Origin of the sequence: Streptomyces sp. NPDC052012, assembly GCF_040689265.1 — a bacterium.
Lineage (GTDB): Bacteria > Actinomycetota > Actinomycetes > Streptomycetales > Streptomycetaceae > Streptomyces.
Genome location: NZ_JBFAXA010000008.1, coordinates 140119 through 166377 on the forward strand (window position 1 = coordinate 140119; position 26259 = coordinate 166377).

General features: G+C 68.7%; 21 protein-coding genes and 1 tRNA gene. 11 read left to right on the top strand and 11 right to left on the bottom strand.

The features are described from left to right. Positions 1–330: 330 nt before the first annotated feature. The 4 genes from AB0412_RS16780 to AB0412_RS16795 are packed head-to-tail and all read left to right on the top strand — an operon-like array spanning position 331 to position 8595. Complete coding sequence (locus tag AB0412_RS16780; protein ID WP_366403313.1) at positions 331–2442, top strand: hypothetical protein; 2112 nt, start codon at positions 331–333, stop codon at positions 2440–2442. A gap of 33 nt (positions 2443–2475) precedes the next feature. Then, positions 2476–4116 (top strand): class I SAM-dependent DNA methyltransferase, encoded by a 1641-nt coding sequence (locus tag AB0412_RS16785; RefSeq protein WP_366403314.1) that lies wholly within the window; start codon positions 2476–2478, stop codon positions 4114–4116. Then, entirely contained in the window at positions 4109–5335 is a 1227-nt protein-coding gene (locus AB0412_RS16790) for a restriction endonuclease subunit S (RefSeq protein ID WP_366403315.1), read from the top strand. The genes AB0412_RS16785 and AB0412_RS16790 overlap by 8 nt, the downstream gene beginning before the upstream one ends. Continuing rightward, positions 5332–8595: a type I restriction endonuclease subunit R gene (locus tag AB0412_RS16795; RefSeq protein WP_366403316.1), complete on the top strand. Its 3264-nt coding sequence runs from the start codon at positions 5332–5334 to the stop codon at positions 8593–8595. Before AB0412_RS16790 ends, AB0412_RS16795 begins: the two co-directional genes overlap by 4 nt. 39 nt (positions 8596–8634) lie before the next feature. Here the strand turns inward: AB0412_RS16795 and AB0412_RS16800 are convergent, their stop codons facing one another. From AB0412_RS16800 to AB0412_RS16820, 5 genes are all read right to left on the bottom strand, one after another. Further along, entirely contained in the window at positions 8635–8973 is a 339-nt protein-coding gene (locus AB0412_RS16800) for a type II toxin-antitoxin system PemK/MazF family toxin (protein WP_366403317.1), read from the bottom strand. Then, entirely contained in the window at positions 8967–9332 is a 366-nt protein-coding gene (locus tag AB0412_RS16805; protein ID WP_366403318.1) for a hypothetical protein, read from the bottom strand. The genes AB0412_RS16800 and AB0412_RS16805 overlap by 7 nt, the downstream gene beginning before the upstream one ends. Positions 9333–9423: 91 nt before the next feature. After that, a complete protein-coding gene (locus AB0412_RS16810) occupies positions 9424–10308 on the bottom strand; it encodes a hypothetical protein (RefSeq protein WP_366403319.1) in 885 nt (294 codons plus the stop codon). 281 nt (positions 10309–10589) lie between these two features. Further along, positions 10590–10730, bottom strand: coding sequence for a DUF397 domain-containing protein (locus AB0412_RS16815; protein WP_366403320.1), 141 nt, complete (start codon positions 10728–10730; stop codon positions 10590–10592). Beyond that, positions 10684–11601, bottom strand: coding sequence for a helix-turn-helix transcriptional regulator (locus AB0412_RS16820; RefSeq protein ID WP_366403321.1), 918 nt, complete (start codon positions 11599–11601; stop codon positions 10684–10686). Before AB0412_RS16820 ends, AB0412_RS16815 begins: the two co-directional genes overlap by 47 nt. 177 nt (positions 11602–11778) lie before the next feature. Between AB0412_RS16820 and AB0412_RS16825 the strand changes: the two genes are divergently transcribed. From AB0412_RS16825 to AB0412_RS16835, 3 genes are all read left to right on the top strand, one after another. Further along, positions 11779–12300 carry an ATP-binding protein gene (locus AB0412_RS16825; protein WP_366403322.1) on the top strand — a complete coding sequence of 174 codons (522 nt, stop codon included), beginning with the start codon at positions 11779–11781 and terminating at the stop codon, positions 12298–12300. A gap of 179 nt (positions 12301–12479) precedes the next feature. Beyond that, entirely contained in the window at positions 12480–14957 is a 2478-nt protein-coding gene (locus tag AB0412_RS16830) for an AAA family ATPase (RefSeq protein WP_366403323.1), read from the top strand. Further along, positions 14954–15403, top strand: coding sequence for a hypothetical protein (locus AB0412_RS16835; RefSeq protein WP_366403324.1), 450 nt, complete (start codon positions 14954–14956; stop codon positions 15401–15403). Before AB0412_RS16830 ends, AB0412_RS16835 begins: the two co-directional genes overlap by 4 nt. Before the next feature lie 1843 nt (positions 15404–17246). On the opposite strand, the gene AB0412_RS16840 is transcribed toward AB0412_RS16835, so the two are convergent. From AB0412_RS16840 to AB0412_RS16850, 3 genes are all read right to left on the bottom strand, one after another. Beyond that, positions 17247–17320 (bottom strand) — tRNA-Pro (locus tag AB0412_RS16840). Between the two features lie 65 nt (positions 17321–17385). After that, positions 17386–18129 (bottom strand): Pr6Pr family membrane protein, encoded by a 744-nt coding sequence (locus AB0412_RS16845; protein WP_366403325.1) that lies wholly within the window; start codon positions 18127–18129, stop codon positions 17386–17388. Positions 18130–18246: 117 nt separating this feature from the next. Further along, positions 18247–19173: a metallophosphoesterase gene (locus tag AB0412_RS16850; RefSeq protein WP_366403326.1), complete on the bottom strand. Its 927-nt coding sequence runs from the start codon at positions 19171–19173 to the stop codon at positions 18247–18249. Between the two features lie 110 nt (positions 19174–19283). On the opposite strand from AB0412_RS16850, the gene AB0412_RS16855 reads away from it, so the two are divergent. Next, positions 19284–19748 carry a GatB/YqeY domain-containing protein gene (locus tag AB0412_RS16855; protein ID WP_366403327.1) on the top strand — a complete coding sequence of 155 codons (465 nt, stop codon included), beginning with the start codon at positions 19284–19286 and terminating at the stop codon, positions 19746–19748. 128 nt (positions 19749–19876) lie between these two features. Here the strand turns inward: AB0412_RS16855 and AB0412_RS16860 are convergent, their stop codons facing one another. Next, positions 19877–22156 (bottom strand): transglycosylase domain-containing protein, encoded by a 2280-nt coding sequence (locus AB0412_RS16860; RefSeq protein WP_366403328.1) that lies wholly within the window; start codon positions 22154–22156, stop codon positions 19877–19879. 419 nt (positions 22157–22575) lie between these two features. Between AB0412_RS16860 and wblA the strand changes: the two genes are divergently transcribed. Continuing rightward, positions 22576–22914 carry a transcriptional regulator WblA gene (wblA, locus tag AB0412_RS16865; protein ID WP_366403399.1) on the top strand — a complete coding sequence of 113 codons (339 nt, stop codon included), beginning with the start codon at positions 22576–22578 and terminating at the stop codon, positions 22912–22914. 50 nt (positions 22915–22964) lie between these two features. Here wblA and AB0412_RS16870 read toward each other — a convergent pair whose 3' ends face one another. Both AB0412_RS16870 and AB0412_RS16875 read right to left on the bottom strand, forming a co-directional pair. Next, positions 22965–24338 carry an ArsA family ATPase gene (locus tag AB0412_RS16870; RefSeq protein ID WP_366403329.1) on the bottom strand — a complete coding sequence of 458 codons (1374 nt, stop codon included), beginning with the start codon at positions 24336–24338 and terminating at the stop codon, positions 22965–22967. A gap of 81 nt (positions 24339–24419) precedes the next feature. Then, the gene (locus AB0412_RS16875) at positions 24420–25397 is read right to left on the bottom strand and encodes an ArsA-related P-loop ATPase (protein ID WP_366403330.1); all 978 of its coding nucleotides are present in this window, start codon (positions 25395–25397) and stop codon (positions 24420–24422) included. Between the two features lie 163 nt (positions 25398–25560). On the opposite strand from AB0412_RS16875, the gene AB0412_RS16880 reads away from it, so the two are divergent. Further along, positions 25561–25722: a DUF4177 domain-containing protein gene (locus tag AB0412_RS16880; protein ID WP_142194045.1), complete on the top strand. Its 162-nt coding sequence runs from the start codon at positions 25561–25563 to the stop codon at positions 25720–25722. Continuing rightward, complete coding sequence (locus AB0412_RS16885) at positions 25719–26183, top strand: RidA family protein (RefSeq protein ID WP_366403331.1); 465 nt, start codon at positions 25719–25721, stop codon at positions 26181–26183. The genes AB0412_RS16880 and AB0412_RS16885 overlap by 4 nt, the downstream gene beginning before the upstream one ends. Positions 26184–26259: the final 76 nt, after the last annotated feature.

Consider the following 26259-nt stretch of genomic DNA (forward strand, 5'->3'; position numbering starts at 1 on the left):
ATGACGAAGGCTGCCCAGTCCGTTGTCATCTGGCCATGGGGACGGGTGTCCCTGGCTTGCGTCGTCAGGCATTGTCACGTAAGAGGCCGCATGGGGATGCCCTAGGTTTGATAACCCCCGTTATCAAACAAGAGGAGACACTAGGATCCAAATCGTCGTATCGTTTGGACGCCGCGTGATGAGCCTTAGAGCCGAAGCTGTGGCCTGCGGCAAAGCCGACCTACGGTCGGATCGGCTGATGTGACGAGAGAAGGACGGGGAGGGGTGCATACCGTGATCGTTGGCCCGCGGGACACGACACTACGCGCCCAGGAGCCCGTCCTGGTATCGATGTCCGAGATCGCCGCTTTCGCCCGGGTGAAGCGTCCCGTCGTGTCCACCTGGCGCCGCCGTCACCCGGACTTCCCCGCCGCCGTGTCCCAGCACTCGGGGAGGCCGCTGTTCGACGCTGCGCAGGTGGCCGACTGGCTGATCGCGTCCGGCCTGGGCAACGCCGGCCCGACCGAACTCCGGTCGGAGCTGGCTCTCTTCGGCATCATCGCGCTGCGGGAACGGTTCACGCCGTGGCAGCTGGTCGAGGCGCTGGGAAGCCTCCTGTGCCTGCGCCGACTCGATCGCGGTCGGCCGCTGACCGACGGCGCGAGCGGCTCTCTGAGCGACACCGAAGCGGACGAGGGGCTGTGGTCCACCGTGCTGCGCCGCGCCGAACGGATCGACGCGGAGGACGAGTTCGTCCTCCGGGAACTGCGCTCCCTCGACGCCACGGCGGCCCCGCTCGCCCGCCTCGCCGAGAACCTGGTCGAGGCCGCCTACGACGAGCGCGGTGCCTACGAGTGGCTGCTTGCCGCCCGTTCCCGGCTCGGGTTGGACTCTCTCGCCGCCGACGCCGTCGCCCCCGAGCTGCGCCGCCTGCTCACTCAGCTCGCCGATCTCCGTATCCGGCTGGAGCACGGCGAGTCCCTCACTCTCGCCGATCCGCACGCCCGCGCCGGCGACCTGCTCGCCGCGCTTATCGACGACACGGAGGACCGCGAGCACGTCACCGTCCTCGCGGCCGACCCCGACGAGTGGCTGGCCCGCGTCACCCGCCGCCGCCTCCTCCTCGCGGGCGTCAGCGAACTCGACCTCGACGTCCAGACCGGCCCCGACTTGGAGGAACGCCTGGCGGACCCGGACCTCGTCGTCACCCAGCTCCCCTACCGTCCCGGCGAGGCCCGCTCCGTGCTCGCCGCCCTGGCGGATGTCGAGCGCGTCGCCGACCTCCTCGGCCCCGGCTGCACGGCCCTCGTTCTCGGCCCGGCCGACGCCCTTGTGGACGAACTGAGGGACACCGAAGCGTCCCAGCTCCGCTCCGCCCTCCTGCGCAGCAACATCGTCGAGTCCGTCATCGCGCTCCCCGGTGGCGTCCTGCCCTTCCGCCCCGGCTACCGCCCCGCACTGTGGACGCTCACCCGCGGGCCCGTCCGCGAGGCGGAGGGCAAGGTCTTACTGGCCGACATCAGCTCCGAGCAGCTCACTGCCGAGGTGTGCACGCGGCTCGCCGAGGACGTCCTCCTCTGGCGCGCGGAAGGCTTCCGGGAGCTCGACGGCCACGACCCGCGCTACGGTCGCGCGGTTCCCGTAGCCGTCCTGGAGCGAACCTTCGGCGGCCCGCTGACCCCTCCTGCGCCACCCGCCTCCGCGATCTGGTCCGACAAGGTCACGGAGCGCCCGGCTCTGATCGCCGAGGCCGAGGCGCGCCTGGAGCGTGCGACGGCCGACATCCGTACGTACGAGGACGAGCAGGGTCCCTACCGAGGAGGTGTACTGCGCCGGGTGGGCCGCCTGCCCCGGCGCACCACTCTCGGCAAGCTGATCACCGGACGGGCCGTGACCCGGCTTCCGGGCCATCGCGTCGACGACCGGCACCTCACGGTGGACGGCCATCACGCCGTCCTCGGCCCCGAGGAGATCACGGGCGAGCGGCCCGTCGGCGCGCGCTGCATCGACCGGCTGGTCCTGGCTGCCGAGTACGACCGGGTGGCGCTCACCGAGCCCGGCGACGTGGTCTACACCCTTACGCCCCGCCTGGGCCTGTACGTCGATCACGACGGTTTCTCGGTGGTCGCCTTCCCGGCCCGCGTCCTCCGCGTCAACCCCGACGCGGCTCGCCCGCTGACCCCGCGCGTCCTGGCGGCCCTGCTGGGCGCCGCCCGAGGCACCGCCCGCAGCCCCAGCGCGGTCCGCCCCGCCCGGCGCATCGAGGACTACCAACTCCCCGACCTCGACCCGGACGAGGTGCTGCGCTTCGACGCCCTGCTGGCCGAGACCGAACGCCGGGAACGCCTGCTGCGCACCCAGGCCGACGCTCTTGCCGAGGCCCGGAGCCTTACGATCGCCGGCCTGGCGGACGGCACGCTCACGCTCGCCGATCCGAACGCCCGTCCCATGAACCGTATGTAGCCCATCCACCGACCCGAACCGGAAGAAGGAACGATGCCTCCCCGCAAGCGAGCCGCAGCAGCCGCCGGACAGGGCGAACTGCCCGGCGTCTCCAGCACCAAGGAGATCCAGGACATTCTGTGGAAGGCCGCGGACAAGCTCCGCGGCTCCATGGACGCCGCCCAGTACAAGGAGTTCGTGCTCGGCCTGGTCTTCCTGAAGTACGTCTCCGACGCCTTCGCCGAGCGCCGCGAGGAACTGGCCGCCGACCCCGAGCTGGCCCAGATCCCCGAGCATCGCCGCGCCGCCTTCCTGGAGGACAAGGACGAGTACACCGAGAAGAACGTCTTCTGGGTGCCCCCGACCGCCCGCTGGGACTACATCTCCGAGAACGCGGCCAGCGCGGAGGGCGGCGTCGGCAAGCTGCTCGACGCGGCCATGGACGAGGTGATGAAGGCCAACAAGGCCCTCACCGGCGTCCTCCCGAAGATCTTCAACCGCGACAACGTCGACCAGAAGCGCCTGAAGGAACTCGTCGACCTGATCAGCGACGCCCGTTTCACGGGGCACGGCGACCGTCCGGCGCAGGACGTGCTGGGCGAGACGTACGAGTACTTCCTGGAGAAGTTCGCCCGTGCCGAGGGCAAGCGCGCCGGCGAGTTCTACACCCCGGCGAGCGTGGTCCGCCTGATCGTCGAGGTGCTGGAGCCGTACGAGGGGCGGGTGTACGACCCGGCGTGCGGCTCGGGCGGCATGTTCGTCCAGAGCGGCAAGTTCGTGAGGAAGTGGAAGGGCCAGGACCACACGCACGACATCGCGATCTACGGCCAGGAGGCCAACGAGCGCACCTGGCGCCTGGCGAAGATGAATCTCGCCATCCACGGCATGGACCCCAAGGGCATCGGCGACCGCTGGGCGGACACCTTCGCCGAGGACAAGCACCCCGACCTCAAAGCCGACTTCGTGATGGCCAACCCGCCGTTCAACATGTCGGACTGGGCGAGGAAGGCAGGTGACAAGCGCTGGAAATACGGTGTACCGCCGCAGTCGAACGCCAACTACGCCTGGCTCCAGCACATCGTCTCGAAGCTGGGGGACCGGGGCAGCGCGGGCGTGGTCCTCTCCAACGGCTCGATGTCGTCCAAGCAGTCGGGCGAGGGGGAGATTCGCGCGGCCATGGTCGAGGCCGACCTGGTCTCCTGCATGATCGCCCTGCCGGGAAACCTGTTCCGTACGACGGCGATCTCGGCGTGCCTGTGGTTCCTGACGAAGGACAAGTCCCCGCAAGGCGCAAAGGCGTTGGGGGACCGGAGGAGCCAGGTGCTGTTCATCGATGCGCGGTCGATGGGCACGATGGTCGACAAGACCGAGCGCAAATTCACCGATCAGGACCTCGAGAAGATCTCCGATACATATCACGCGTGGAGGGGCACGAAGTCGGCGAAGGACAAGGGACTCACGTATGAAGACGTTCCGGGCTACTGCTATAGCGCGACGCTAGAGGAGATCGAGAAGCACGACTATGTGTTGGCGCCGGGGCGGTACGTGGGTACGGCGGAAGCCGAGAAGGATCCGGATGCGGAACCAGTGGAGGAGCGGATCGCTCGGCTGACGAAGGAGCTGTTCGAACAATTGGACGAGTCGGCAAGGCTGGATGCCTTGGTACGGGAGCAGTTGGGGAGGGTCGATGGCTGAGTGGCAGCGTATTGTTAGCGATCTCGAAGCTGAAGGAATTCTCCTGGTTCAAGATGGCAACCACGGCGAATATCGGCCGCGACCAGCCGAATTCGGCGACACTGGGACGGCTTTCATTCGTGCCGCAGACATGAGCAGTGGGCGCCTTCTTTTCGAGTCGGCTCAAAAGATCAACGATGTGGCCAGAGGGCGGATCCGGAAGGGAATCGGTGCGCCCTATGATGTGATCCTTTCTCACAAAGGAACAGTTGGGAAGGTTGCTTTCGCGCCAGCGACTTGCCCCCCGTTTGTCTGCTCACCACAGACTACTTTCTGGCGTAGCCTGAGGCATGAGGTAATTGATCCACTGTATCTCTACGCCTTCCTCCAATCTGAACCTTTCAGAGCTCAGCTTCGAGCGCGTGAGAATGAGTCGGATATGGCGGCATATGTGTCGCTCACTGAACAGCGGCGACTTAGTGTGGCTGTGCCACCTTTGGAAATTCAGCGCGCGATTTCCGATGTGCTCTCGGCTCTGGACGGCAAGATTGCGGTAAACGACCGTGTTTCGACCATGGCCCTTGAACTTGCGGACGCCAGGTACGCGCACGCCATTAGAGAGCTGGACTTCGGGCCTGAGACATTCGGCTCAGTAGCGACTGTTGTCGGCGGAGGGACGCCTAGTACGAAGACAGAAGAATACTGGGGCGGGGGGATCGCTTGGACCACTCCAACTGACGTAACCGCACTGTCTGCGCCATATCTGTTCGAAACCAGCAGGACCATTACGAGTGCAGGACTAGAGAACTGCGCATCGCAGCTCTACCCGGCGCAATCCATTTTCATGACCTCTCGTGCAACAATTGGGGCGTTTGCTCTGCCTCAGATGCCCGCTGCCGTAAACCAGGGATTCATCGTGGTCCTGCCGCCGACCGAAGAGCTGCGGTGGTGGCTGCTGCACGAAATGCGTTCTCGTGTGGGTGAAATGATCAGCTTGGCCAATGGGTCGACGTTCTTGGAGCTGAGTCGCAAGAACTTCAAGGCAATGCCGATCCGGCTGGCTGATGCCCAGGTTGTTGCCGAGTTTGCTCAGGCAGTCTCGCCATTGCATGGCAGGGCCGCGCAAGCAGCGGCCGAATCGCGCACCCTGGCCGCCCTCCGCGACACCCTCCTCCCCCAACTAATGTCCGGCAAGCTTCGCGTCCGAGACGCTGAAAAGATCGTGGAGGACGCCGTATGACCGCCGACAACGGCAGCGAGCACACCCCCGCCCACCTCGACGCCAAGATGACCGAGTCCACCTGGGAGCACCTCGCCCTCGACGAACTCGGTCAGCTCGCCTGGGAGATAAAAGCCGGCAAAGACCTCGCCCCCGGCACCGGCCACCGCCACGCCTGGGACGACCTGATCCTGCACGACGAACTCCAGGCGGCCATCGAGAGGTTGAACCCGGAGCTGTCCGCCACCGCCGTCCACGAAGCCCTCCGCATCGCCACCGACCCCGCCTCCCGGGAGGCGTACGCGGAGAACCGGCAGGCGCACGAGTACCTCACCGGCGGCATCCGGCTGACGTACACCGACGAGTTCGGCGCCGAGCAGGCCCCGACCGTCCACCTCGTCGACTTCGCGGACCCAGACGCGAACAGCTACTACGCCGTCAACCAGGTCACCGTCCGGGAGACCGACGGCAGTCACCGCCGCTTCGACATCGTCCTCTACGTCAACGGCCTGCCTCTCGCCGTCGTCGAGCTGAAGAGCGCCTCCGACGAGAACGCGACCCTCAAGTCCGCGCACGCGCAACTCCAGACGTACGTCTCGGAGTTCCCGATCGCCTTCCGCTACAACGTGCTCTGTCTCGTCTCGGACGGCATAACCGCCAAGTACGGCACGATCTTCACGCCGTACGAGCACTTCGCACCGTGGAACGTCGACCATGAGGGCGAGCGCGTCGACACCAACGAGCCCGGTTACGACGGCCTCGACGCCCTGAACCTGGCCCTCCACGGCCTGTTCACGCAAGAGAGGTTCCTCTCCCTCACCCGCAACTTCGTCAACTTCCCCCCGCCCAAGCCGGGCGAGCCGCTCTCCGGTAAGCGCATCGCGAAGCCGCACCAGTACTTCGCGGTCAACAAGGCGGTGAAGGCGGTTGTCGAGGCGTCCCGCTCGACCGGGCAGGCCGGCGTCGTCTGGCACACGCAGGGCGCGGGCAAGTCGGAGGAGATGGTGGAGACGGCCGCGCTCGTCTCCCGCCACCCTGCCCTGAACAACCCCACCATCGTCGTCATCACCGACCGCAACGACCTCGACGACCAGCTCTACGACACCTTCCGGGACAGCAAGACGCTTCTCGGGCAGGAACCCATCCAGGTCAACACGCGGGAAGAGCTGCGCACCGAGCTGAAGAGCCGCACCGTCGGCGGGATCGTCTTCACCACCCTCCAGAAGTTCGGCCTGAGCAAGGAGGAGAAGCAGGCCGGCAAGTCCCACCCCCTCCTCTCCGAACGCCGCAACATCCTGGTGATCGTCGACGAGGCGCACCGCTCGCACTACGACAGCCTCGACGGATACGCCCGCCACCTGCGCGACGCCCTTCCGTACGCCACGCTGCTCGCCTTCACCGGCACGCCTATCTCGAAGGCCGAGGCGGACACCCGTGCCGTCTTCGGCGACTACATCGACATCTACGACCTGAAGCGCGCCGTCGACGACGGGGCCACGGTCCGCGTGTTCCATGAGCCGCGTGTCATCGAGGTCGACCTGCCCAAGGGCATCGACCCGGGCAAGCTCGACGAGCAGGCCAACAGCCTCACCGAGGGCATGGACGACGCCGAGCGCCGTCGCGCGATCAAGTACGCCACGACGATGAACACCGTCTACGGCGCCCCCGACCGGATAGCGAAGCTCGCCGACGACCTGATCGCCCACTGGGAGCAGCGCCGGGAACTCGTCAAGCCCGACATCGGCGGCCCCGGCAAGGCGATGGTCGTCTGCGCCACCCGCGACATCTGCGTACGGCTCTTCGACGCTTTGGCCGAGCGACGGCCGGGATGGGTGGGCAAGGAAGCCGACCAGGGCGTCATGAAGATCGTGTTCCACAGTGACCCGTCCGACGAGGAGCACCTGCGCAAGCACGCTCTGCGGCCGTCCCAGCAAAAGGTCGTCCAGGCCCGCGCCAAGGACCCGGACGACGAGCTGGAACTGCTGATCGTCCACTCGATGCTGCTCACCGGTTACGACGCGCCGCCCATCCACACCCTGTACATGGACCGCCCCATGCAGGGCGCCAACCTGATGCAGGCGCTGGCCCGCGTCAACCGCCGCTTCCGGGGAAAGCAGGACGGCCTCCTGGTCGGCTACGCGCCCCTCACCGACAACCTCGCCAAGGCCCTGCGCGAGTACTCGGAGCAGGACCGCAAGGACCAGACGCTCGGCGCGGACGTCGATCGGGCCATCACCGAGGTCAAGAACGAGCTGGCCACCATCAAGGGACTGCTGGCCGGGTGCCGCTGGAGGGAGTGGCTCGCGGACACCGGACGCCCCGACTCCCGTAAACGCGCCCTGCGCTTGACCGCCGACTTCCTGCGTGACCCGAAGAACCCGGGCAACAAGGTCGAGCCTGGTGCCAAGCCGCTCTCTGCTCGCTTCAAGGACAGCGCCGCCCGGCTCGACCGCTTCTATCGCGTCTGCGCGATGAGCCGCGAGATCGCCGAGCGCTGCGCGGACATGGGCGACTGGCGCCGCGACATCGGCTTCTTCAGCGAGGTCCGGGCCTGGATGGTCAAGCTCGACGCAGCCCAGCGCGAGGCGAGCGGGCAGCCGCTCAGCGCCGAGGTCCAGCGCTACCTCCAGGCCCTTGCGGCCTCGGTCGTCGACGCCGACGAGATCACCGATCTGTACGCGGAGGCCGGCATCGGCCGGCTGGACATCACCCGCATTAACGAGGCGCAGCTGCGCAAACTGGAGAACTCCGAGACCCCGCACCTGGTCACCGAGGCGCTGCGCCGCATGATCCAGCAGAAGATGCGCGAGGTGACCAAGCACAACGTCGTCCGGAACGAGAGCTTCTCCAAGCGCCTCGACGACCTGATGAAGCGGTACATGCTGCAGCAGCTCACCAGCGCCCAGGTCATCGCCGAACTCGCCGCCCTGGCGAGGGAGGTGTCGGCGGAGGCCCGCCGCGGCGAGCAGTTCGACCCGCCGCTCAACCACGCGGAGCTGGCCTTCTACGACGCGGTCGCCCAGCGGAACATGGCCGAGCTGGTGGAGGGCGGCCAGGACACTCTCGCCGAGATCGCCCGGGCTCTGGTGAAGGACATCCGGAAGAACCTGTCCGTCGACTGGCTCTCCCGCGAGCCTGTGCGTGCCAAGCTGCGCACCCGCATCCGCCGCGTGCTGGCGATGTTCGACTACCCGCCGGAGGAGGAGCGCGACGCCGTCGACCTCGTCCTCAAGCAGATGGAGATCGTGGCCGCCCTGTGGGCGCCTGGGGCGAAGGAGTAGAGGAGTAGTAGCAGGCGGGGTTTCCGGGGCGGGTGACGACTACGCCAGCCCCAGGATCACGCGCACGCACTCCTCCACACGCCGCATCTCGCTCGGAGCCAGCAGGCCGAGACGCCGCCGGAGCCTCGGCTTGTCCACGGTGTGCAGGTCGGTGCAGTTCACGTAGGACTCGTCGTACTTGGTCACGCCGCAGTCCGGACCGATGGGAACGTGGGTGGAGGTCGGGCCGGGTGTTCCGGTGATCACGGCGACAGTAAGCGCCGACAGCGGTTCGGCGATGCGGTTCACCGTGAGAACGACCACCGGATGGGGGCCGATGGGGCCTGGGAAAGCGCAGCCCCACACTTCACCCCGCAGAGCGGAGCCGATGTTCACCATTCGGTTTCGTCCGCCGCCGCCATTTCGTCCGCTGTCGCGGGCGCAACGCCTTCAGGAGTCGGAGCCTGGGCGCCCTGGTAGAAGTCGCGGATCTCCTGTGAGGCGGCAACCTCGGTCGCCTCGCGAGAGAGCAGCCGAAGCCCTTCGCGCAAGGCATCGGAGAGCGAGTGCAGATCGAGGACCTTCATCACTTGCTGCAGGTCCGCCAGCTCGTCCGGGCGCAACCGCACCTGGGCCACGCTCGTCGCACTGCTGCCGCCCTGCTTCTGGCGCGGCTGTGTCGTGCGGGCCGTGGTCGAGCTGCGCCTCCTGTTCGTGGCACCTGAGGCGTGCTTCTTCTGTTCGGTCTTCGGGGCCATTCCTACCTCCCTTCCCACTGTGTATGACGGATGTCGTACACCTAGTGTCAGCCTGGTGTCCCGGCTGGTCAAGCGCCCTGAGTCGCCGACGTCAGGCGGCGGCAGGGAGGCTCCCCTCGCCCTGTCGGCAGTCACGGCAGTGCCCGGGCGCATGCGCGCGGAACGCCCGCTCACAGCCGTCGCAGGTCTGGAAGGGCGGCACGGTCGGGCGGGGCGCGCTCTCTGCGAGCGGGTGCGGAGGCGGTGCGGGCAGGGGCGTTTCCCGAAGGCGGTAGGCGAGGATGCCCGCCGGGCGGGTCAGGAAGTGGTCGGGGAGCCCTGCGGTCAGCTGTGCGGTGATCTGCTGGGATGCGACACCGGCCGCGAGCCACTGGGCGACGGCCGGCGCCAGCCGCACGGCCTCCTGTTCGGACAGAACGAGACGCGGATCGACGCGGCGGAGGGAGGCCAGAACGGCGACCGCCCGAGGGTCGGCGTCGGAGAGTGACGCCGGGTTCTGTGGCTGGTCCCGAGTGGGAGCGGGGTCGGGGGCCACTTCAGTGGTGGGCGTCGCGTTCTCGGCTACGGACGGCTTGCGGGGCCGGGGCGGCTTTGGCGGATGCGGCGGCCCGTCCGGGTCTGCGCCGCCGCCAGGGACGTCGTAGAAATACGTCCGGGTGCGGACCTGTCCGGTGGGCGTCCGCTCGCGGCGGCGCTCCAGGTATCCGGCCGCTTCGAGCTCCCTGAGCGCTCGCGAAATGAGGATCTCTCCCTCGCTGAAGTGATCGCACAGTGCGGCGATGGTCACGGGGGAGCCGTCGGGCAGGGAGGAGATGTACGCTGCGACGCCCACCGTGACCGCGCTGCCGCGCCGCTGGGCGAGGGCGTTGGAGATCACGGTGAAGTCGGCCGTCAGCCGGGTGCGTACGTGGATCACGCCGGAGGTCGGAGCTCCGGCGTCGGCGCGCAGGGGCGCGTTAGACTGCGGGTCAGCCATCGGGAAGTGTGCTCTTCCTGATCGGTCAGGCCCTCGATCGGGATGCCAGTCCCGGCCGGGGGCCGTCGTCTGTGTGCGGTTGTCGCGGCGAACGTAACCGTCCGTGTCCCGGGCCTGCAAGCCGGTCACCCGGACGGGTGACGCGGGCTTCCCGGCGGGGAAGGTGGGTGGGCGGGAAGTTCTTTCCCCTGGTTCTTTTAGGAGGTCAGCGGCACGCCGGGCCCTCGCGGACAAGGGCCCGGTGAGCCCGGAAGACGGACGGGGGCCGGCGCCCGGCCGCTTCAGGAACGGTGGTGCCCGGTCTTCAACTCGCCTATGAAGGCGGCCCAGGCGGTGGCCTCGAAGCACAGCGCCGGACCGTGCGGGACCTTGCTGTCACGGACGGGGACGACGGCCCCTCGGAACCCGTCGGCCACCTCCACGCAGTCGCCTCCCTCCTGATTGCTGTAGCTGCTCTTGCGCCAGGCGGCGCCGGTCAGATCGGGACGGGACCTTCGCTTCACGGTGGGTGTCCTCCATCACGGATCGGATCATGTCGAGCGACATGAGCGGGGGCAAAGCTGCCGCCCGGAGCCGATCGTAGGTCAGCGCGAAACTCCTGACCTCGTCCGGATCCTCGATGAGTTGGCCGTAGTGCGCGCCTTCCGTATAGGCGATCTCCCGGCCGTCCGGCATGGTGAGCACCGTGAGCGAGCCGCCCATCACATCGTGCTCGCCCTGGTCGAACGGCAGTACCTGCACGGTGATGTGCGGTTCCGCCGTCGTCCTGAGCAGCCGTGCCAACTGCTCACGCATCACTGCGTGGCCACCGACGGGACGCCTGAGCACTGCCTCGTCGAGAACCACCCACAGCTCGGGACGATCGGGCATGCCGAGGCGCTCCTGTCGCCCCATGCGAAGAGCGACCCGCTCTTCCAACTGTTCCTCACTGCCCAGTGTTCGACCGACTCTCAGCACCGCCCTCGCGTAGTCCTCGGTCTGCAACAGACCCGGAACCACGTGAGCCGCGTACTGCCTGATGGCTACCGCTCGCTCCGAGTACTCCATGAACTTCTGCGACCAGTCCGGAAACGCCTCCCGGTAAACGAACGGCCACAGCTCCACCAGCAGGTTGTCCGCACCCAGCGCCACGTCCAGCGCACGCGCCAGCTCCAGCGTCGGTTTGGCTCCGGTCGCCCGCTCGATCTGTGTGATCCGCGTGCTCACCACATGCACCATCTCGCCCAGCTCGACCTGGGTCAGTCCGGCCGCCGTACGGAGCCTGCGCACGCGCGCGCCGAAGAGGGCCGCCATGGACGCACTGGGGTCAATTCCGTTGGCCAAAGCGTCACTTCCGTTCCTTACGGACTGAAAAGTAAGCCTGTGTCACCTGTCGAGCGTAGGGCGATCAGACGACTCTTGGGCACGGAACGTGACGACTCATGTGCGTCGCGGGACGCCTCAAGTTCGACAGACAAGGACGGACAAGACGTGCTGACAGGAACGACCACCCCGGGAGACCAGCCACGCCGCCGGACCGCCGCGCCTCTCGCGACGGAAACGCTCTCACTCGCCGACGCGGCACATGAACTCCCCTCGTTCGCAGAGCAGTTCGTCTCCTCGCCGCGAGGTGCGCAGCTCGCCCGGCGTCTCGCCGTCCGGCGTATGGATGAGTGGGGCTATCCGCCGGCGTCCGACGCGTCGTGCACGGTCGCGCTCGTCGTCGGCGAACTCGCCGCGAACGCCGTACGGCACGGCCGCGTTCCAGGACGCGACTTCGGCCTCCGGCTCACCCTCGACGCGGCGGCGCGCCTGGTGCGTATCGAGGTCGCGGACGCCGCCTCCGCGAAGCGGCCACCCATGGCCCCACCCTCGTCGTTCCCCGACGGTGAGTCCGGTCGAGGACTGCTCCTGGTGGATGTCCTGTCCGTGCGTTGGGGATCGGCACCTCGCCTGCCCGTGGGCAAGACGGTATGGGCTGAGGTGCCGATTGGGGCACCAACTCATTTGTAACAAGCGGCAGTTGTGATAACCGGGGTTATCGCTGAAATCATAGAATGCATCACCTCTCCGTCTCTAACGTCAGTTCCGTCACACCGGGCTCGTGCACAGCGGTAGGGCATATCCCTCCCGCTCGCCGCACCGCCCGGTGACTCCTCACCGGAACCGACCGCGGAAGGGCGGAGAGCGCTATGACGGAACACCCCGAGCACCACGATTCCCCGGAGCACGCCGAGCGGGCCGGTCAGGCCCCCGGCAGCAGCGGCTCCTCGACGCTCTCCCGGCTGACCGGCCGCCTCGCGGCTTCCACCCTCGCCGAGGCGACCAAGGAGATGCTTCGTGAGGCGCTGGGCGGGGCCGGCACTGATGCACACGCGCCTGTCGGTCCGCACCCGGAGCAGCGGGTGTTCCTCGAGTCCATCAGTGTCAGCGGCTTTCGCGGGATCGGCCGCACGGCACGTCTGCCGCTGAGCGCGAAGCCCGGCGTCACCCTCGTGGTCGGGCGGAACGGGTCGGGGAAGTCCAGTTTCGCCGAGGGCGCGGAGACGGCGTTCACCGGCCGGACCGCCCGCCTCGACAAGCAGCGCGGCGAGGTGTGGCGCCGCCACTGGCGCAACCTGCACGACGGGGCCGAGCCGAAGGTCGATGTCCGCCTCGCCATCGCGGGTGACGCCCGGCCGTCGACGCTGACGTGTACCTGGCCGGGCGACGACGTCACGGCTCCCGCGGTCGAGTTCAAGCGGCCGAGACACGGCCGGCGGCCCTTCAAGGACGCCGGCTGGGAGCGGGCGCTGCACGACTACCGGCCCTTTCTGTCGTACTCCGATCTTGACAAGGTCATCAGCGGCAAGCCCAGCGAGCTGTACGACTCCATCGCCACCATCCTCGGGCTCGGCGAGCTGACGGCCGCCGACGAGCGGCTCCAAGCCGTCGAGAAGGCACTCAACTCGGCGGTAAGGACGGCGGAGGCGGAACTGCCCGCACTCGTGGAGGCGCTGTCCGCGCTGGACGATCCCCGGGCGGAACGCGCGCTCGCGGCTGTCAGCGCATCGGACACTCCCGACTTCGACGAGCTGGACGCCCTCGTCACCGGACTGCCGGACGCGGACGACGACCGTCTGAGGCAGCTGCGCGCGACCGTCGAGCTGGCCGGCCCTGACCTCGACGCGGTCGGCGCGGCCGTGGACCGGCTGCGCGAGGCCGTCGCCGTACTCGACGACGTACGCGCCTCGGGTGCCGAGGACGCCCACCAGCGCGCCGAACTGCTGGACAAGGCCCTGGACTACAGCCGTCGGCACGCGGACGAGGACACCTGCCCGGTGTGCGGCTCCGGCCGGCCGCTCGACGAGGCATGGGCCGAGCGGGCCGCCGAACAGGTGGCGGCCCTGCGGCAGGAGGCCGCGACCGCGCAGCACGCCCGCACGGAACTGCGGGACGCGGTGGACGCCGTCCGCTACCTCGTCACGCGAGTCCCCGCGTGGCTGCCCGCTCCCCTCGTCCACCCGTGGGAGGAGTGGGCGGCCTGCCGGGCGACCGACGACGCCGAGCGGCTCGCCGCCCGCGTCGAGACCGCCGCGCTCGTCCTCGCCGACGCCTGCGCGGCCCTGCGGGAGGAGGCCGCCCGGGAACTGGAAAAGCTCGACGAGGAGTGGCGGCGCTGCGTCACGCGTCTGGCCGCCTGGCTCGACCGGGCCAGGGCCGCGCACGCCGGCAAGCCCCGGCTGCGCCAGGTCAGGGCCGCCCGCAAGTGGCTCAAGGAGGCGTGCGCCGAGCTGCGCGAGGAACGGCTGCGGCCCTTCGAGGACCACTCACAGCGGATCTGGGAGGAGCTGCGCCAGCACAGCAACGTGGACCTGCGTTCCGTGCGCCTGACCGGCAGTGAGAAGGCCGCCGTGCGCAAGCTCGTCATGGATGTGTCCGTGGACGGTACGGAGGCCGCCGCGCTCGGCGTCATGAGCCAGGGCGAGCTGCACTCCCTCGCGCTCTCGCTCTTCCTGCCGCGTGCCGCCGCACCGGACAGCCCGTTCGGGTTCGTCGTCATCGACGACCCCGTGCAGTCCATGGATCCCGCGAAGGTCCACGGCCTCGCGAAGGTCCTGCACGACCTCGGCGAAACCCGCCAGGTCGTGGTCTTCACCCACGACACGCGGCTCCAGCGTGCCTTCACCAATCAGGAGCTCCCGGTGACGGTCCTGGAGGTGGAACGGGAGGCGCGTTCCTCGGTGACCGTGCGGCCGGTGACCGATCCGGTCGGCCAGGCACTGGCCGACGCACGCGCCCTCGCCCGCACGCCGAACCTCCCGCCGGTCGCCCTGACCCACGTACTGCCCGGCCTCTGCCGCACCGTCCTGGAACGGGCCTTCTCCGAGGCCGCGTGGCTGCGGCTGCACCGCGCCGGACTGACCGAGGACGAGGCGGAGAAGACCGTCGCGGGCGCTCTCAAGCTGATGGACATTGCCGCCCTGGGACTCTTCGGAGATCTGTCGAAGACGGCAAGCGTCTATCGCGAGTTGCGCAGGCGCTGCGGCTCCGGGGCCGTGCACCTCGTCCAGCAGTGCCAGGAGGGCGCGCACCCGTCCGGCACCTCTATGCCGGACCCCCTTCAGTTCGTGCGGGACATCGCCGCCGTCGCCCAGACCGTCCGCAAGGCCGAGGAGGCCACCCAGTGAACGCGACGATTCGTCAGTTGCTCGACACCGCCGACCTGCTCCTCGCTGACAACGAGGGTTCTGCCACCGCCGGTCCGGTCACGGGCGGCCCCGCCACCGCGGTGTCCGGCGTGGCCGTACTCGCCCCACCCACTGCGCTCACCGCCACTGCGGTGAGCCGGTGCCGCGGTGCGGCCTTCGCTCTCCGCGCAGCGCTGGAAAGCGCGGTCGCCACCCGTCTCGCCGCTCACGGCGTGCCCCGCACGATTCGTGAGGGCTCCATGCGGGCCGCTCTCCTCTGGCTTCGGTGCTGCGCCGAAGCCGGAACCGCCCGCCGTGCGAAGGCCGCCTGGAGCCAGCTCTGCCTCGGCTGCCACTACCACCAGTACGAGATCGGCCCCACGGGGGACCAGGTGCGCGCGTGGCACACCGAAGTCGGCGCGATTGTCGCGCTGCTGACCAACTGATCACACCCGATCGGCCTGAGAACGACATCAGGGGGCGGCTATTGCTGCCCTGTACGAAAGGAGCGACACCATGGCAGCCCGTACAACCCGTACGTCCAAGCGAACCCTGTACCGGCTCAGGGGCGTCGCTCCCACCGTCGACGCGATGTTCGACGCCCTGGACTCGAGCCAGTTGGAGCGTATCCGCGCGTATTTCGTACCGGAGCCTCGGTGTACCGGCGGTCTCGGTCAACTCAGCTTTGAACAGCCCGTCACCGACCTTATCCCGCGCCATGAGCCACCGCGAGCTGCCATTCAGAGCCACTCGGGACGAGTGAATCGACCCCGTTATCTCCGGTAACAGGCACCGGAGGGCTTAGCGCACGTCTTGACCCGCAACGGTCCCTACCTTGCAGGGGGTGTTCCACTGGGTATCGGCACGGCCCCGCCCCGAGCGACCCCTACGCTGGATCGCCTGCACCACCCGACAACGAAGGACACTGATGGACACTCCAAGCCAGCCCCAGCCACTCATCGGCCCGCAGACGTTCGTACTCGGCACCGTTGCGGCGCTCACTATTGCAGCGTTCTCAGCCGCACTTTGGGGAAACGCTGAGCAGAGCAAGCGCGGCTTCCGGTTGCTGAACTGGCTTCACGACCGCAGCGAGACCGAGCTCCCGTCCGCAGAGTCGGACCTGTAACGCTGACAGGCTCCTATGTGTCGTGCCGCGCCTGCGGGAGAGTGGTTCCTCCAGCAGGCGCCGGGTTTCGTTCCAATGTTCCTCATCCGCCTACGATCGGAGCCAGGCAGCTGGATCACTCGGCGGCAGCAGGATCTCGTCCAGCCGTAGCCACCGCTCTCGACCGGCACTGATCGCCGTACGCCCCTAACCTCGCCCGCCTCGTACAGGGCGTCCCCGACCGCCCGCGCGCGCCCTCGCTGTGCAAGGCGACCAGCGCGAAGGAAGCGACGTTCACCGCGGTGCGACGGTGTTCATCTGTGTGGGCCGCTATCTCCCGGTGCCCCACAATGGAGGTCAGCGCCTCTGGGCCGGCGACCGTGTACGTCAGCAGCAGCCCTCGCGCTCGAGCACCACCTGCGCCCCGGCTCCATCAACGAACCGTCGCCGTTAATCGACAGCGCTACCTTGCCGACCAGCGGACCCATTCCCGATCTCAGGGACCGGGTCGAACTGCTCCACCGTGGCGTCCACGAACCGCTCCGTGTCGGGCAGCACCAGCGCAGTGCCCGTGCCACGAGGTGCCCGTTCAACTCGGCGTGAGCGAGCCGTAGCGGGTGCCACCTCCGTCCTTGTGCTGAACCGCCAGGCCGATCGGCAGCAGTTCAGTCCTTACCTCCAGCTGGCCGTAGGCGTTCCGTAGCGTCAAACACGGGTCCAGACCACGTTCGCCGGCACATGACCGTCCACCAGAGCCGCCCACAGGTACAGCAGCACCCGCTCCACCGGCGGGTCCGGCTTCGCAATGCTCCAGCAACTCGGTAAAGGAGAACTGCCGGGGATCTGATCTGGGCATTTGGTGCTTGGCTCCGCCGCTCGGATCATCATCCACCCGCTCCGCTGCCTCATCCCACGACAACCGCTCAAGAAAGGGGCCAGTCGGTCACCACACACCTGACTTCTGCTGATCACGCACAGAGCAAGATCATCCCACCGCCCTTTGGCGCGTATCTCGACAGAGGCAGGAGTCCGGGCCCTTGCCCGCTCGAAGGCGGAGCTGCTCGCTGGGAGCCGCCGGAGAGCTGGTTCTGGAAGTCGGCTCCCAAGTGGTTCCGAAAGGGTCCCAAAACGAATCAGGCCTGGTGCTGATCTCTCAGCACCAGGCCTGACCTGGTGTTTCGCTGTCGGGGTGGCGGGATTTGAACCCACGACCTCTTCGTCCCGAACGAAGCGCGCTGCCAAGCTGCGCTACACCCCGATGTCGCTGCTGTCGCGGCGACGACGTTTACTTTAGCCCACCGGTGGCTGGAGGCGAAATCCGGTTTAGCGGCGGCGGCGGACCGGGTTCGGGCGGGTGTGGTCCAGGGCGACCAGGAGGACGGCCAGGGCGTAGAAGGAGAGGCCCACGAGGAGGGCGTTGGCGAGGACGCTCTTGTAGCCGTCCTGGGTGACGTCCAGGAAGGGGTAGAGGTAGCCGGACGGGCTGCCGGGGAGCAGCTCGCCGCGGACGAGGGTGAAGGCCAGGTAGGCCAAGGGGTACAGCATCCACGTCGTGGCCTGGCGGAGGTGCGTGCGGGCCGGCGGCGACAGCAGGAGCCAGTCCACCAGCGCCGCGACCGGGATCACCGTGTGCAGGGTGTACGCCGCGGCGGTCTCGAGCGTGCCCGTGGCGCCCGTCATGGAGAACGCCGGCGTCGCGTCCGCCAGGACGGTGTGGTGGACCAGCGCGGCCATCGCCACGTAGAGGAAGGCCGCACCGGTGATCGCGCCCGGCAGGGGATGGCGGGCCGTCCAGGCTCGGCGGGCCGAGGCCAGCGTGACCACGACCAGCAGGAGCGTGCTCTGGATCCCGAAGTAGCTCAGGACCCGGGTGGGGCTCCCGAGGAGCAGCTCGACGGTCACCGCCGCCGTGGCCGTGAGGGCGAGCAGTACGCGGTACACCGCTGTCAGCGGGCGGCGTACCGGCGGGACCACGGCCCGGGCCGGGACCGGGGAGGGCAGCAGCGAGGGCGTCGCACCCGGAAGAGCGGGCAGGTCCGGGATGTCCCTGGGTATCGGGGCTGTCATGCCTCCAGCGTGGGAGGGTGACCCGTTCGGTGCGATCCAGGTGGTCTGTACGGGTTACTGTCAGCCCGGCCGGGGGCTACTCCCCGTCCCGCCGGCGTTACTCCGTACCCACCGTCACTACTCCTTGCCCACCAGCGTCAGCAGCGTCGCCTCCGGTGGGCACGCGAAGCGGACCGGGGTGTACCTGTTCGTGCCGCAGCCCGCCGAGACGTGCAGGTAGGAGGTGCGGCCCTCGGCCGTGTGCGTGGACAGGCCCTTCACCCGGTCCGTGTCCAGGTCGCAGTTGGTGACCAGCGCGCCGTAGAAGGGGATGCACAGCTGCCCGCCGTGGGTGTGGCCGGCGAGGATCAGGGGGTAGGCGTCGGCGGCGAAGGCGTCCAGGACGCGCAGGTAGGGGGCGTGGACCACGGCCATCGAGAAGTCCGCCGAGGACGACGGGCCCCCGGCCACCTCCGCGTACCGGTCCCGCTTGATGTGCGGGTCGTCCAGTCCCGTCATCTCGATCGACAGGCCCTCGATCTTCAGCGTGCCCCTGGTGTTCGTCAGATTCAGCCAGCCCGCCGCGTCGAAACCGTCCCGGATGTCCTCCCACGGGTTGTGGACCGCGCCCACGGCCGGCGGATTGCCGTTCAGGCCGTGCCTGCCCTGGGCCTTCTCGATCAGATAGCGGGCGGGGTTGCGCAGCCTGGGGCCGTAGTAGTCGTTGGAGCCGAAGACGTACGCGCCGGGGAACTCCATCAGCGGGCCCAGCGCGTCCAGGACCTCCGGTACGCCCTCGGGGTCGGACAGATTGTCGCCCGTGTTGATCACGAAGTCGGGGCGCAGTCCCGCCAGGGAGCACAGCCAGCGCTGCTTCTTGCGCTGTCCGCTCACCATGTGGATGTCGGAGACCTGCAGCACACGCAGGGGGCGCATTCCGGAGGGCAGGACGGGGACCGTCACCCGCCGCAGACGGAAGGAGCGGGCCTCGAAGCCCGCCGCGTACAGCAGACCGGCGGCCCCGGCCGCCGTGATTCCCAGGGGGATTCCGTATCGCGCGCGCATACGCCCATCGTGTCAGACGCCGCTCGGCCGCCGTGCACACGAACGGCCCCTTCCCGTACGCCCCTTAAATCAGCAGGCGTCCTGCCCTGCGCACCTGCGACAATCAAGCCATGACCACGCTCAAGTCGAAGCTGCAGGATGACCTCAACGCCGCGATCAAGGAGCGCGACGAGCTCCGCTCCTCGACGCTCCGGCTGACGCTCGCCGCGATCACCAAGGAGGAGGTCGCGGGCAAGGAGAAGCGTGAGCTCTCCGACGACGAGGTGCTCAAGGTGATCACCCGCGAGGCGAAGAAGCGCCGCGAGGCGGCGGACGCCTTCGCGCAGGGCGGTCGCGCCGAGCAGGCGGAGCGGGAGAAGGCGGAGGGCGAGGTGCTCGCGCAGTACCTGCCCAAGCAGCTGTCCGACGACGAGCTGAACGCGATCGTCGCCCAGGCGGTCGAGGAGGCGAAGGCGGCCGGCGCCGAGGGGCCTCGTGCCATGGGCGCCGTCATGAAGATCGTGAACCCGAAGGTGGCCGGTCAGGCGGAGGGCGGCCGGGTCGCCGCCGCGGTGAAGAAGCTGCTGGCCGGCTGACACCGCCTTCGGCCCCGTACACGAGCAGCGATCGGCCCCTTCCCCCCGAGTGCGGGGGAAGGGGCCGATCCCGTACTGGTGGGTGCGGAGGACGACTGAGTGGGAGCGGAGTACGACGCCGCCTGCGCTCAGTCCCGGCCCCCCGGCCCGTTCCCCGGCCCCTGGATGAACCCCTCCGGGATGGAGAACGTCGGGTCCGGCTGCGGGCCTCCGCCGCCGTTGCCCCCGCCGTTGCCGCCGTTGCCGTTGCCGCCGCCGATCAGGCCGCCGATGAAACCGTCGTCGCCGTTGTCGCCCTCGTCGCGGTCCTCGTCGTCATCGCCCCGGTCACGGTCGCCGCCGTCGGGGATGTGGACGAGGTTGAAGTCGGGCGCGTCCTTGCCCTCCAGCGCGCCGCTCATCATGTCGCGCCAGATCGGGCCGGGCACCTGGCCGCCGAACACCTTGGCGTGCCACTGGCCGCCGATGGAGATGTCGACCATCTTCCGCTTGTGCGCGGGGTCGCCGACCCACACCGCGCCGGCCATGTTCGGGGTGTATCCCACGAACCAGGCCGCGTAGCGCTCGTCCGTCGTACCGGTCTTGCCCGCGCTCGGCCGGCTGCCGAGACCGGCCTGGGTGCCCGTACCGTCCTCGACCACGCCCTTGAGCAGCGTGTTGATGGTGTCGGCGGTCTTCTCCGACATCGCCCGCGAGCAGGTCGACTTCGGCACCTGGAGCGACTTCTGCTTGTTGCCGATCCGCTGGCTGATCGACTCGATGGCGACCGGGGTGCAGTGCATGCCGCGAGCGGCGAAGGTGGCGTAGCCGTTCGCCATGGTGAGCGGGGACATCTCCTGGGTGCCCAGCGCGATGGACGGCGCCTGCGCCATCTTGCCGCCGTCGGCCCGCTGGACGCCCATCTTCTTCGCCATCTCGGTGACCGGGCAGATCCCGATCTCACTGATCAGCTCGATGTAGTAGGTGTTGACCGACTTGGCGGTCGCCTCCTTCATCCCGTACGGGCCGACCTCCGACTCGTTCTCGTTCTCGACCGGGACGCCCTTCTCGTTCCAGACCTTGCCGTCGCAGGCCTGGACGGGGGAGGGGTAGTCCATCTTGTACGGCGAGGCGTACGTCTTCGTCGGCGGCACCCCGTTCTCCAGGGCGGCCGCGGCCACGATCGGCTTGAACGTCGAGCCGGGCTGGTAGCCCGCGCCGCCGCCCATGGCACCGTCGACCGAGAGGTTGATCGTCGTCTCGTGCTTCTTGGTGTCGATGCCGTACGGCCGCGACTGGCCCATCGCGAGGATCTTGCCGGTGCCGGGCTCGACGACGGTGGCGGCGGTCGCCACGTCGTCGCTCTGGTTGACGTGGTCCTTGACCGACTGCTGCACGGACTCCTGCGCCTGCGGGTCCATGGTCGTACGGATCGTCAGGCCGCCGCGGTTCCAGATCCTGGCCCTGGCCTCCTTCGTCTTGCCGAAGACCGGGTCGTTGAGGAACACCTCGCGCACGTAGTCGCAGAAGAAGCCCGCGCCCTTGGCCGCCGTGATGCAGCCGTTCTTCGGCTTGCTGACCTTCAGCCCGAGCGGAGCCCTCGCGGCCTTGTCGGCCTCCTCCCGGGAGATGTCGCCGACCTCGGCCATCCGCTGGAGCACCACGTTGCGCCGCTTCTTGGCTTCCGCCTCGTCGTTCACCGGGTCATAGCGGCTCGGCGACTGGACGATGCCGGCGAGGAGGGCGGACTCCTTCAGGTCGAGGTCCTTGGCGGACTTGGAGAAGTAGCGCTGGGCGGCGGCCTCCACGCCGTAGGCCTGCTGGCCGAAGAACGTGATGTTCAGGTAGTTCTCGAGGATCTTCTTCTTGCCCAGCTCCTCCTCGACCTGGATCGCGTACTTCAGTTCGCGGATCTTGCGGCCCAGGGTCTGCTGGGTGGCCTCGGCGACCTTCGTCGGGTCGTCGCCGGCCTCCTCGACGAAGACGTTCTTCACGTACTGCTGCGTGAGCGTGGACGCGCCTTCCGCGACGCCGCCCTCCTGCGCGTTGCGGTTGAGCGCGCGCAGGACGCCCTTCAGGTCGACCGCGCCGTGCTGGTAGAAGCGCGAGTCCTCGATCGCGACGATCGCCTTCTGCATGTATGGCGAGATGTCCTTGAGCTCGACCACCGTACGGTCGCGCGAGTAGACCGTGGCGATCTGGCCGCCCTTGGCGTCGAGAATGGTGGTGCGCTGGCTCAGCGGCGGGGTCTTCAGATTGGCCGGGAGCTCGTCGAAGCTCTCGACCGAGCCCTTGGCCGCCAGCCCCAGCGCGCCCACCGCGGGCAGCGCGATGCCGGCCAGCACCGCTCCTGCGAGGACACTGACACCGAGGAACTTGGCGGCCTGCTGCGTGGGAGACAGACCACCGCCCGAGCGCTTCTTTGGCATGGGAGCAGCCTACGTTCTCATTCGCCGGACAGGCGTATATGCCTTGGCCTAAGCTGCTCTCAACTGTCACAGCTGTGAGGCCACGTATCAATACGTCCGGCGACCCCGAATCGTTCCGGATCTTCTCGACTTTCTTTTCTTCGGACGAGTCGAGTGCGTGTCCGGATCCGCCTTGTGTGTCACTTGGTGTCCGTTGTGACGCAACTGAACTGACCCTGTATGCCGGGATTGTCGCGCATGTCGCCAGCTCACTCCCCCGGGTGATCTGCCGCTTACCCATAGTCCGTTCGGACCATTCAAGATTGGGCCCGCTGGGGGTGTTGCGCTGTGCCCACCTTCCGTAACGTCCTCAACTGGCGGCGGTGAATATGCCGCTGCCGCCGTGGGGGAGCCTCGATTCGGGAGAGGACGGCGCCGGTATGGGCTGGGTTACCGACTGGAGTGCGCAGGCTGCCTGCCGCACTACCGATCCGGATGAACTGTTCGTTCAGGGAGCAGCGCAGAACAGGGCCAAGGCGGTGTGCACCGGATGCCCGGTACGCACCGAATGTCTGGCCGACGCGCTGGACAACCGCGTCGAGTTCGGCGTGTGGGGAGGCATGACGGAGCGTGAGCGCCGGGCGCTGCTGCGCCGGCGTCCCACTGTCACTTCATGGCGCCGGCTCCTCGAGACCGCGCGCTCGGAGTACGAGCGGGGAACGGGTGTCGTACCCCTGGGCGACGACGAGGTCTACGAGAACTACGCGGCGGTGAGCTGAGGACCCTCGGGGGGTACTCCGCCCCGCTCGGTCTCTTCAGGTGCCGACTGTCAGGAGCCTGTTGCCTCGGGCAGCTCAGGCCGGTTGTTCGCGAGCCGGTCGCCGATGGCCCGCAGCCCCGCGAGGTCGTGCACATCACCGGGCAGCGCAGCCACCTCGGTCACCGCGACCTCGGGATGGAGCGCGGTGAAACGGTCGCGTGTGCGCTGCTCACGCGAGAGCAGATGCATCCGCTCGGCGTGCAGCCTCAGCAGGCCCGCGGTGAACCGGTCCACGGACTGCTCCGCGTCGGCGGGGGAGCCTTCGTCGGGAGAGTCGAGTCCGTCGGGAGCATCGGGCTCGTCACGGGCTGGTGATGCTGAACTGTCGTCTGTGCTCGGGGAGTTGCCGGGAGAGGTACGAAGTCCAGCTTTCCCGTCCTCCTGATCCACAATGCGGGACTCCTCAAGATTTTCCGCGGCGGCGAGGGCCCGCTCGGCCGACAGCCGGTCGGCGCCGCTGCCGTGGACCCGGTTGAGCACCAGACCGGCGAGCGGCATGTTCTCCGCGGCCAGCCGTTCCACGAAGTACGCGGCCTCGCGCAGCGCGTCCCGCTCCGGGGCCGCCACCACCAGGAACGCCGTCCCGGGCGCCTGGAGCAGCTTGTACGTGGCGTCCGCCCGCGTACGGAACCCGCCGAACATCGAGTCCATCGCGGCCACGAACGTCTGCACGTCCTTCAGCAGCTGACCGCCCAGCAGTTTGCCCAGGGCGCCCGTCATCATCGACATGCCGACGTTCAGGAACTTCATCCCCGCACGGCCGCCGACCTTCGCCGGCGCCAGCAGCACACGGATGAGCTTGCCGTCGAGGAAGGAACCCAGCCGCTTGGGCGCGTCCAGGAAGTCCAGCGCGGAGCGGGAGGGCGGGGTGTCGACGACGATCAGATCCCACTCGTCGCGGGCCCGCAGCTGGCCCAGCTTCTCCATCGCCATGTACTCCTGCGTGCCCGCGAAGCCCGCCGAGAGCGACTGGTAGAAGGGGTTGCCGAGGATCGCGGCAGCCCGCTCCGGGTCGGCGTGCGCCTCGACGATCTCGTCGAAGGTGCGCTTCATGTCGAGCATCATGGCGTGCAGTTCGCCGCCCGCCGAGTCGTCGATGCCCTTCACCCGGCGCGGGGTGTTGTCGAGCGAGTCGATGCCCATCGACTGGGCGAGCCGGCGGGCCGGGTCGATGGTGAGCACGACCACCTTGCGGCCCCGCTCGGCCGCGCGCAGACCGAGGGCCGCGGCGGTGGTCGTCTTGCCGACGCCGCCCGAGCCGCAGCACACCACGATCCGGGTCTCGGGGTTCTCCAGCAGCGGGTCGACATCGAGTGTGCGCACGGGGGAGAGGTGCTGACGGGCGGCCGGGTCGTGCGCCTGGGCCGGTTCCGGACGGCTCATGTCATCCCTGCTTCCGATACGTCGCTTCCGATACGTCCGACGTGTGGCGAAACGGCAGCCGTGCAGTGGGGGTGCCGCGGCTCACAGGACGCCCTGCTCGCGGAGCTCGCGGGCCAGTTGGTAGAGGGCCGCGAGGTCCACGCCCTCCGCGAACAGCGGCAGTTCGTGCAGCGGCAGGCCGAGGTCCGCCAGCACGGCGCGCTGCTCGGCCTCCAGCGCATGCCGCTCGGCGTACTCCTCCGCCTGCGCGAGCAAGGGGTCCACCAGCCGCTCCGCGTGTCCGCCGCGCCGCGCCCCGCCGAGACCGGCGGACGACAGTGCCCGTGCGACAGAAGAACGCGGGACGCTCCCCACGAGTTCCAGGTCGGCCGGGTCCAGCAGCGCCGGGCGCACCATGTTCACGATGACCCTGCCCACCGGCAGCCGCGCAGCCCGCAGCTCGGCGATGCCGTCCGCGGTCTCCTGGACCGGCATCTCCTCCAGCAGCGTCACCAGGTGCACGGCCGTCTCCGGCGACTTCAGCACCCGCATCACGGCCTGCGCCTGATTGTGTATCGGGCCGATCTTGGCGAGCCCGGCGACCTCGTCGTTGACGTTGAGGAAGCGGGTGATGCGCCCGGTCGGCGGGGCGTCCATCACGACGTAGTCGTAGACGAACCGCCCGCCCTTGTCCTTGCGCCGCACCGCCTCGCACGCCTTGCCGGTCAGCAGGACGTCTCTGAGACCGGGCGCGATGGTCGTCGCGAAGTCGATCGCGCCGAGCTTCTTCAGCGCGCGTCCGGCGCCGCCCATCTTGTAGAACATCTGGAGGTAGTCCAGAAGGGCCAGTTCGGGATCGATGGCGAGGGCGTACACCTCGCCCCCGCCCGGAGCGACGGCGATCTTCCGCTCCTCGTACGGCAACGCCTCCGTCTCGAAGAGCTGTGCGATGCCCTGGCGGCCCTCGACCTCGACGAGAAGCGTCCGCTTCCCCTCCGTGGCCAGGGCCAGCGCGAGGGCCGCGGCCACCGTGGTCTTGCCGGTTCCGCCCTTGCCACTGACGACCTGGAGCCTGCTCACGCTTCGAGCCTAATTCCTCCGCCCCCGCACCGGCGGCTCCGGGGCCGACTTCCGCGGACATGTCACCGAGCGACAGGCGGGCCGGGCGCCGAGCGACAGACGGCCGGGCGCCGAGCCGGACGCCGTCGCGGCGGCACGCGGCGGTACGGCTAGAGTCGGCCACATGACCAAGTGGGAATACGCGACTGTGCCGCTGCTCGTCCACGCCACGAAGCAGATTCTGGACACCTGGGGCGAGGACGGCTGGGAGCTCGTCCAGGTCGTCCCCGGGCCGAACAACCCCGAGCAGCTGGTGGCCTACCTGAAGCGGGAGAAGCAGGGATGAGCGCCGTCGAGGCGAAGCTGGCCGAGCTCGGCCTGCGCCTTCCGGAGGTCGTCCCGCCGTTGGCGGCGTACCAGCCGGCCGTGCAGTCCGGGCCGTACGTCTACACCGCCGGGCAGCTGCCCATGGTGGACGGCAAGCTGCCGGTCACCGGCAAGGTCGGCGCGGAGGTCACCCCGGAGGAGGCCAAGGAGCTGGCGCGCACCTGTGCGCTCAACGCCCTCGCCGCGGTCAAGTCCGTCGCCGGTGACCTGGACCGCGTCGCCCGCGTGGTGAAGGTGGTCGGCTTCGTCGCCTCCGCCGCGGACTTCACCGGCCAGCCGGCCGTCCTCAACGGCGCGAGCGAGCTGCTCGGCGAGGTGCTGGGTGACAAGGGCGTGCACGCGCGGAGTGCGGTGGGCGTCGCGGTGCTGCCGCTGGACGCGCCGGTGGAGGTCGAGATCCAGGTGGAGCTGACCGAGTAGAACGCCCCGCGCCCCCTAGGGGCGCGGGGAACTGCGCGACCAGCCACGACGGCGCGACACCCGCACGACGACCAGG

Coding starts and splice junctions, on each gene's coding strand:
- AB0412_RS16780 (WP_366403313.1), top strand. CDS start 331: ATGTCCGAGATCGCCGCTTTCGCCCGGGTGAAGCGTCCCGTCGTGTCC.
- AB0412_RS16785 (WP_366403314.1), top strand. CDS start 2,476: ATGCCTCCCCGCAAGCGAGCCGCAGCAGCCGCCGGACAGGGCGAACTG.
- AB0412_RS16790 (WP_366403315.1), top strand. CDS start 4,109: ATGGCTGAGTGGCAGCGTATTGTTAGCGATCTCGAAGCTGAAGGAATT.
- AB0412_RS16795 (WP_366403316.1), top strand. CDS start 5,332: ATGACCGCCGACAACGGCAGCGAGCACACCCCCGCCCACCTCGACGCC.
- AB0412_RS16800 (WP_366403317.1), bottom strand. CDS start 8,973: ATGGTGAACATCGGCTCCGCTCTGCGGGGTGAAGTGTGGGGCTGCGCT.
- AB0412_RS16805 (WP_366403318.1), bottom strand. CDS start 9,332: ATGGCCCCGAAGACCGAACAGAAGAAGCACGCCTCAGGTGCCACGAAC.
- AB0412_RS16810 (WP_366403319.1), bottom strand. CDS start 10,308: ATGGCTGACCCGCAGTCTAACGCGCCCCTGCGCGCCGACGCCGGAGCT.
- AB0412_RS16820 (WP_366403321.1), bottom strand. CDS start 11,601: ATGGCGGCCCTCTTCGGCGCGCGCGTGCGCAGGCTCCGTACGGCGGCC.
- AB0412_RS16830 (WP_366403323.1), top strand. CDS start 12,480: ATGACGGAACACCCCGAGCACCACGATTCCCCGGAGCACGCCGAGCGG.
- AB0412_RS16845 (WP_366403325.1), bottom strand. CDS start 18,129: ATGACAGCCCCGATACCCAGGGACATCCCGGACCTGCCCGCTCTTCCG.
- AB0412_RS16850 (WP_366403326.1), bottom strand. CDS start 19,173: ATGCGCGCGCGATACGGAATCCCCCTGGGAATCACGGCGGCCGGGGCC.
- AB0412_RS16855 (WP_366403327.1), top strand. CDS start 19,284: ATGACCACGCTCAAGTCGAAGCTGCAGGATGACCTCAACGCCGCGATC.
- AB0412_RS16860 (WP_366403328.1), bottom strand. CDS start 22,156: ATGCCAAAGAAGCGCTCGGGCGGTGGTCTGTCTCCCACGCAGCAGGCC.
- wblA (WP_366403399.1), top strand. CDS start 22,576: ATGGGCTGGGTTACCGACTGGAGTGCGCAGGCTGCCTGCCGCACTACC.
- AB0412_RS16870 (WP_366403329.1), bottom strand. CDS start 24,338: ATGAGCCGTCCGGAACCGGCCCAGGCGCACGACCCGGCCGCCCGTCAG.
- AB0412_RS16880 (WP_142194045.1), top strand. CDS start 25,561: ATGACCAAGTGGGAATACGCGACTGTGCCGCTGCTCGTCCACGCCACG.
- AB0412_RS16885 (WP_366403331.1), top strand. CDS start 25,719: ATGAGCGCCGTCGAGGCGAAGCTGGCCGAGCTCGGCCTGCGCCTTCCG.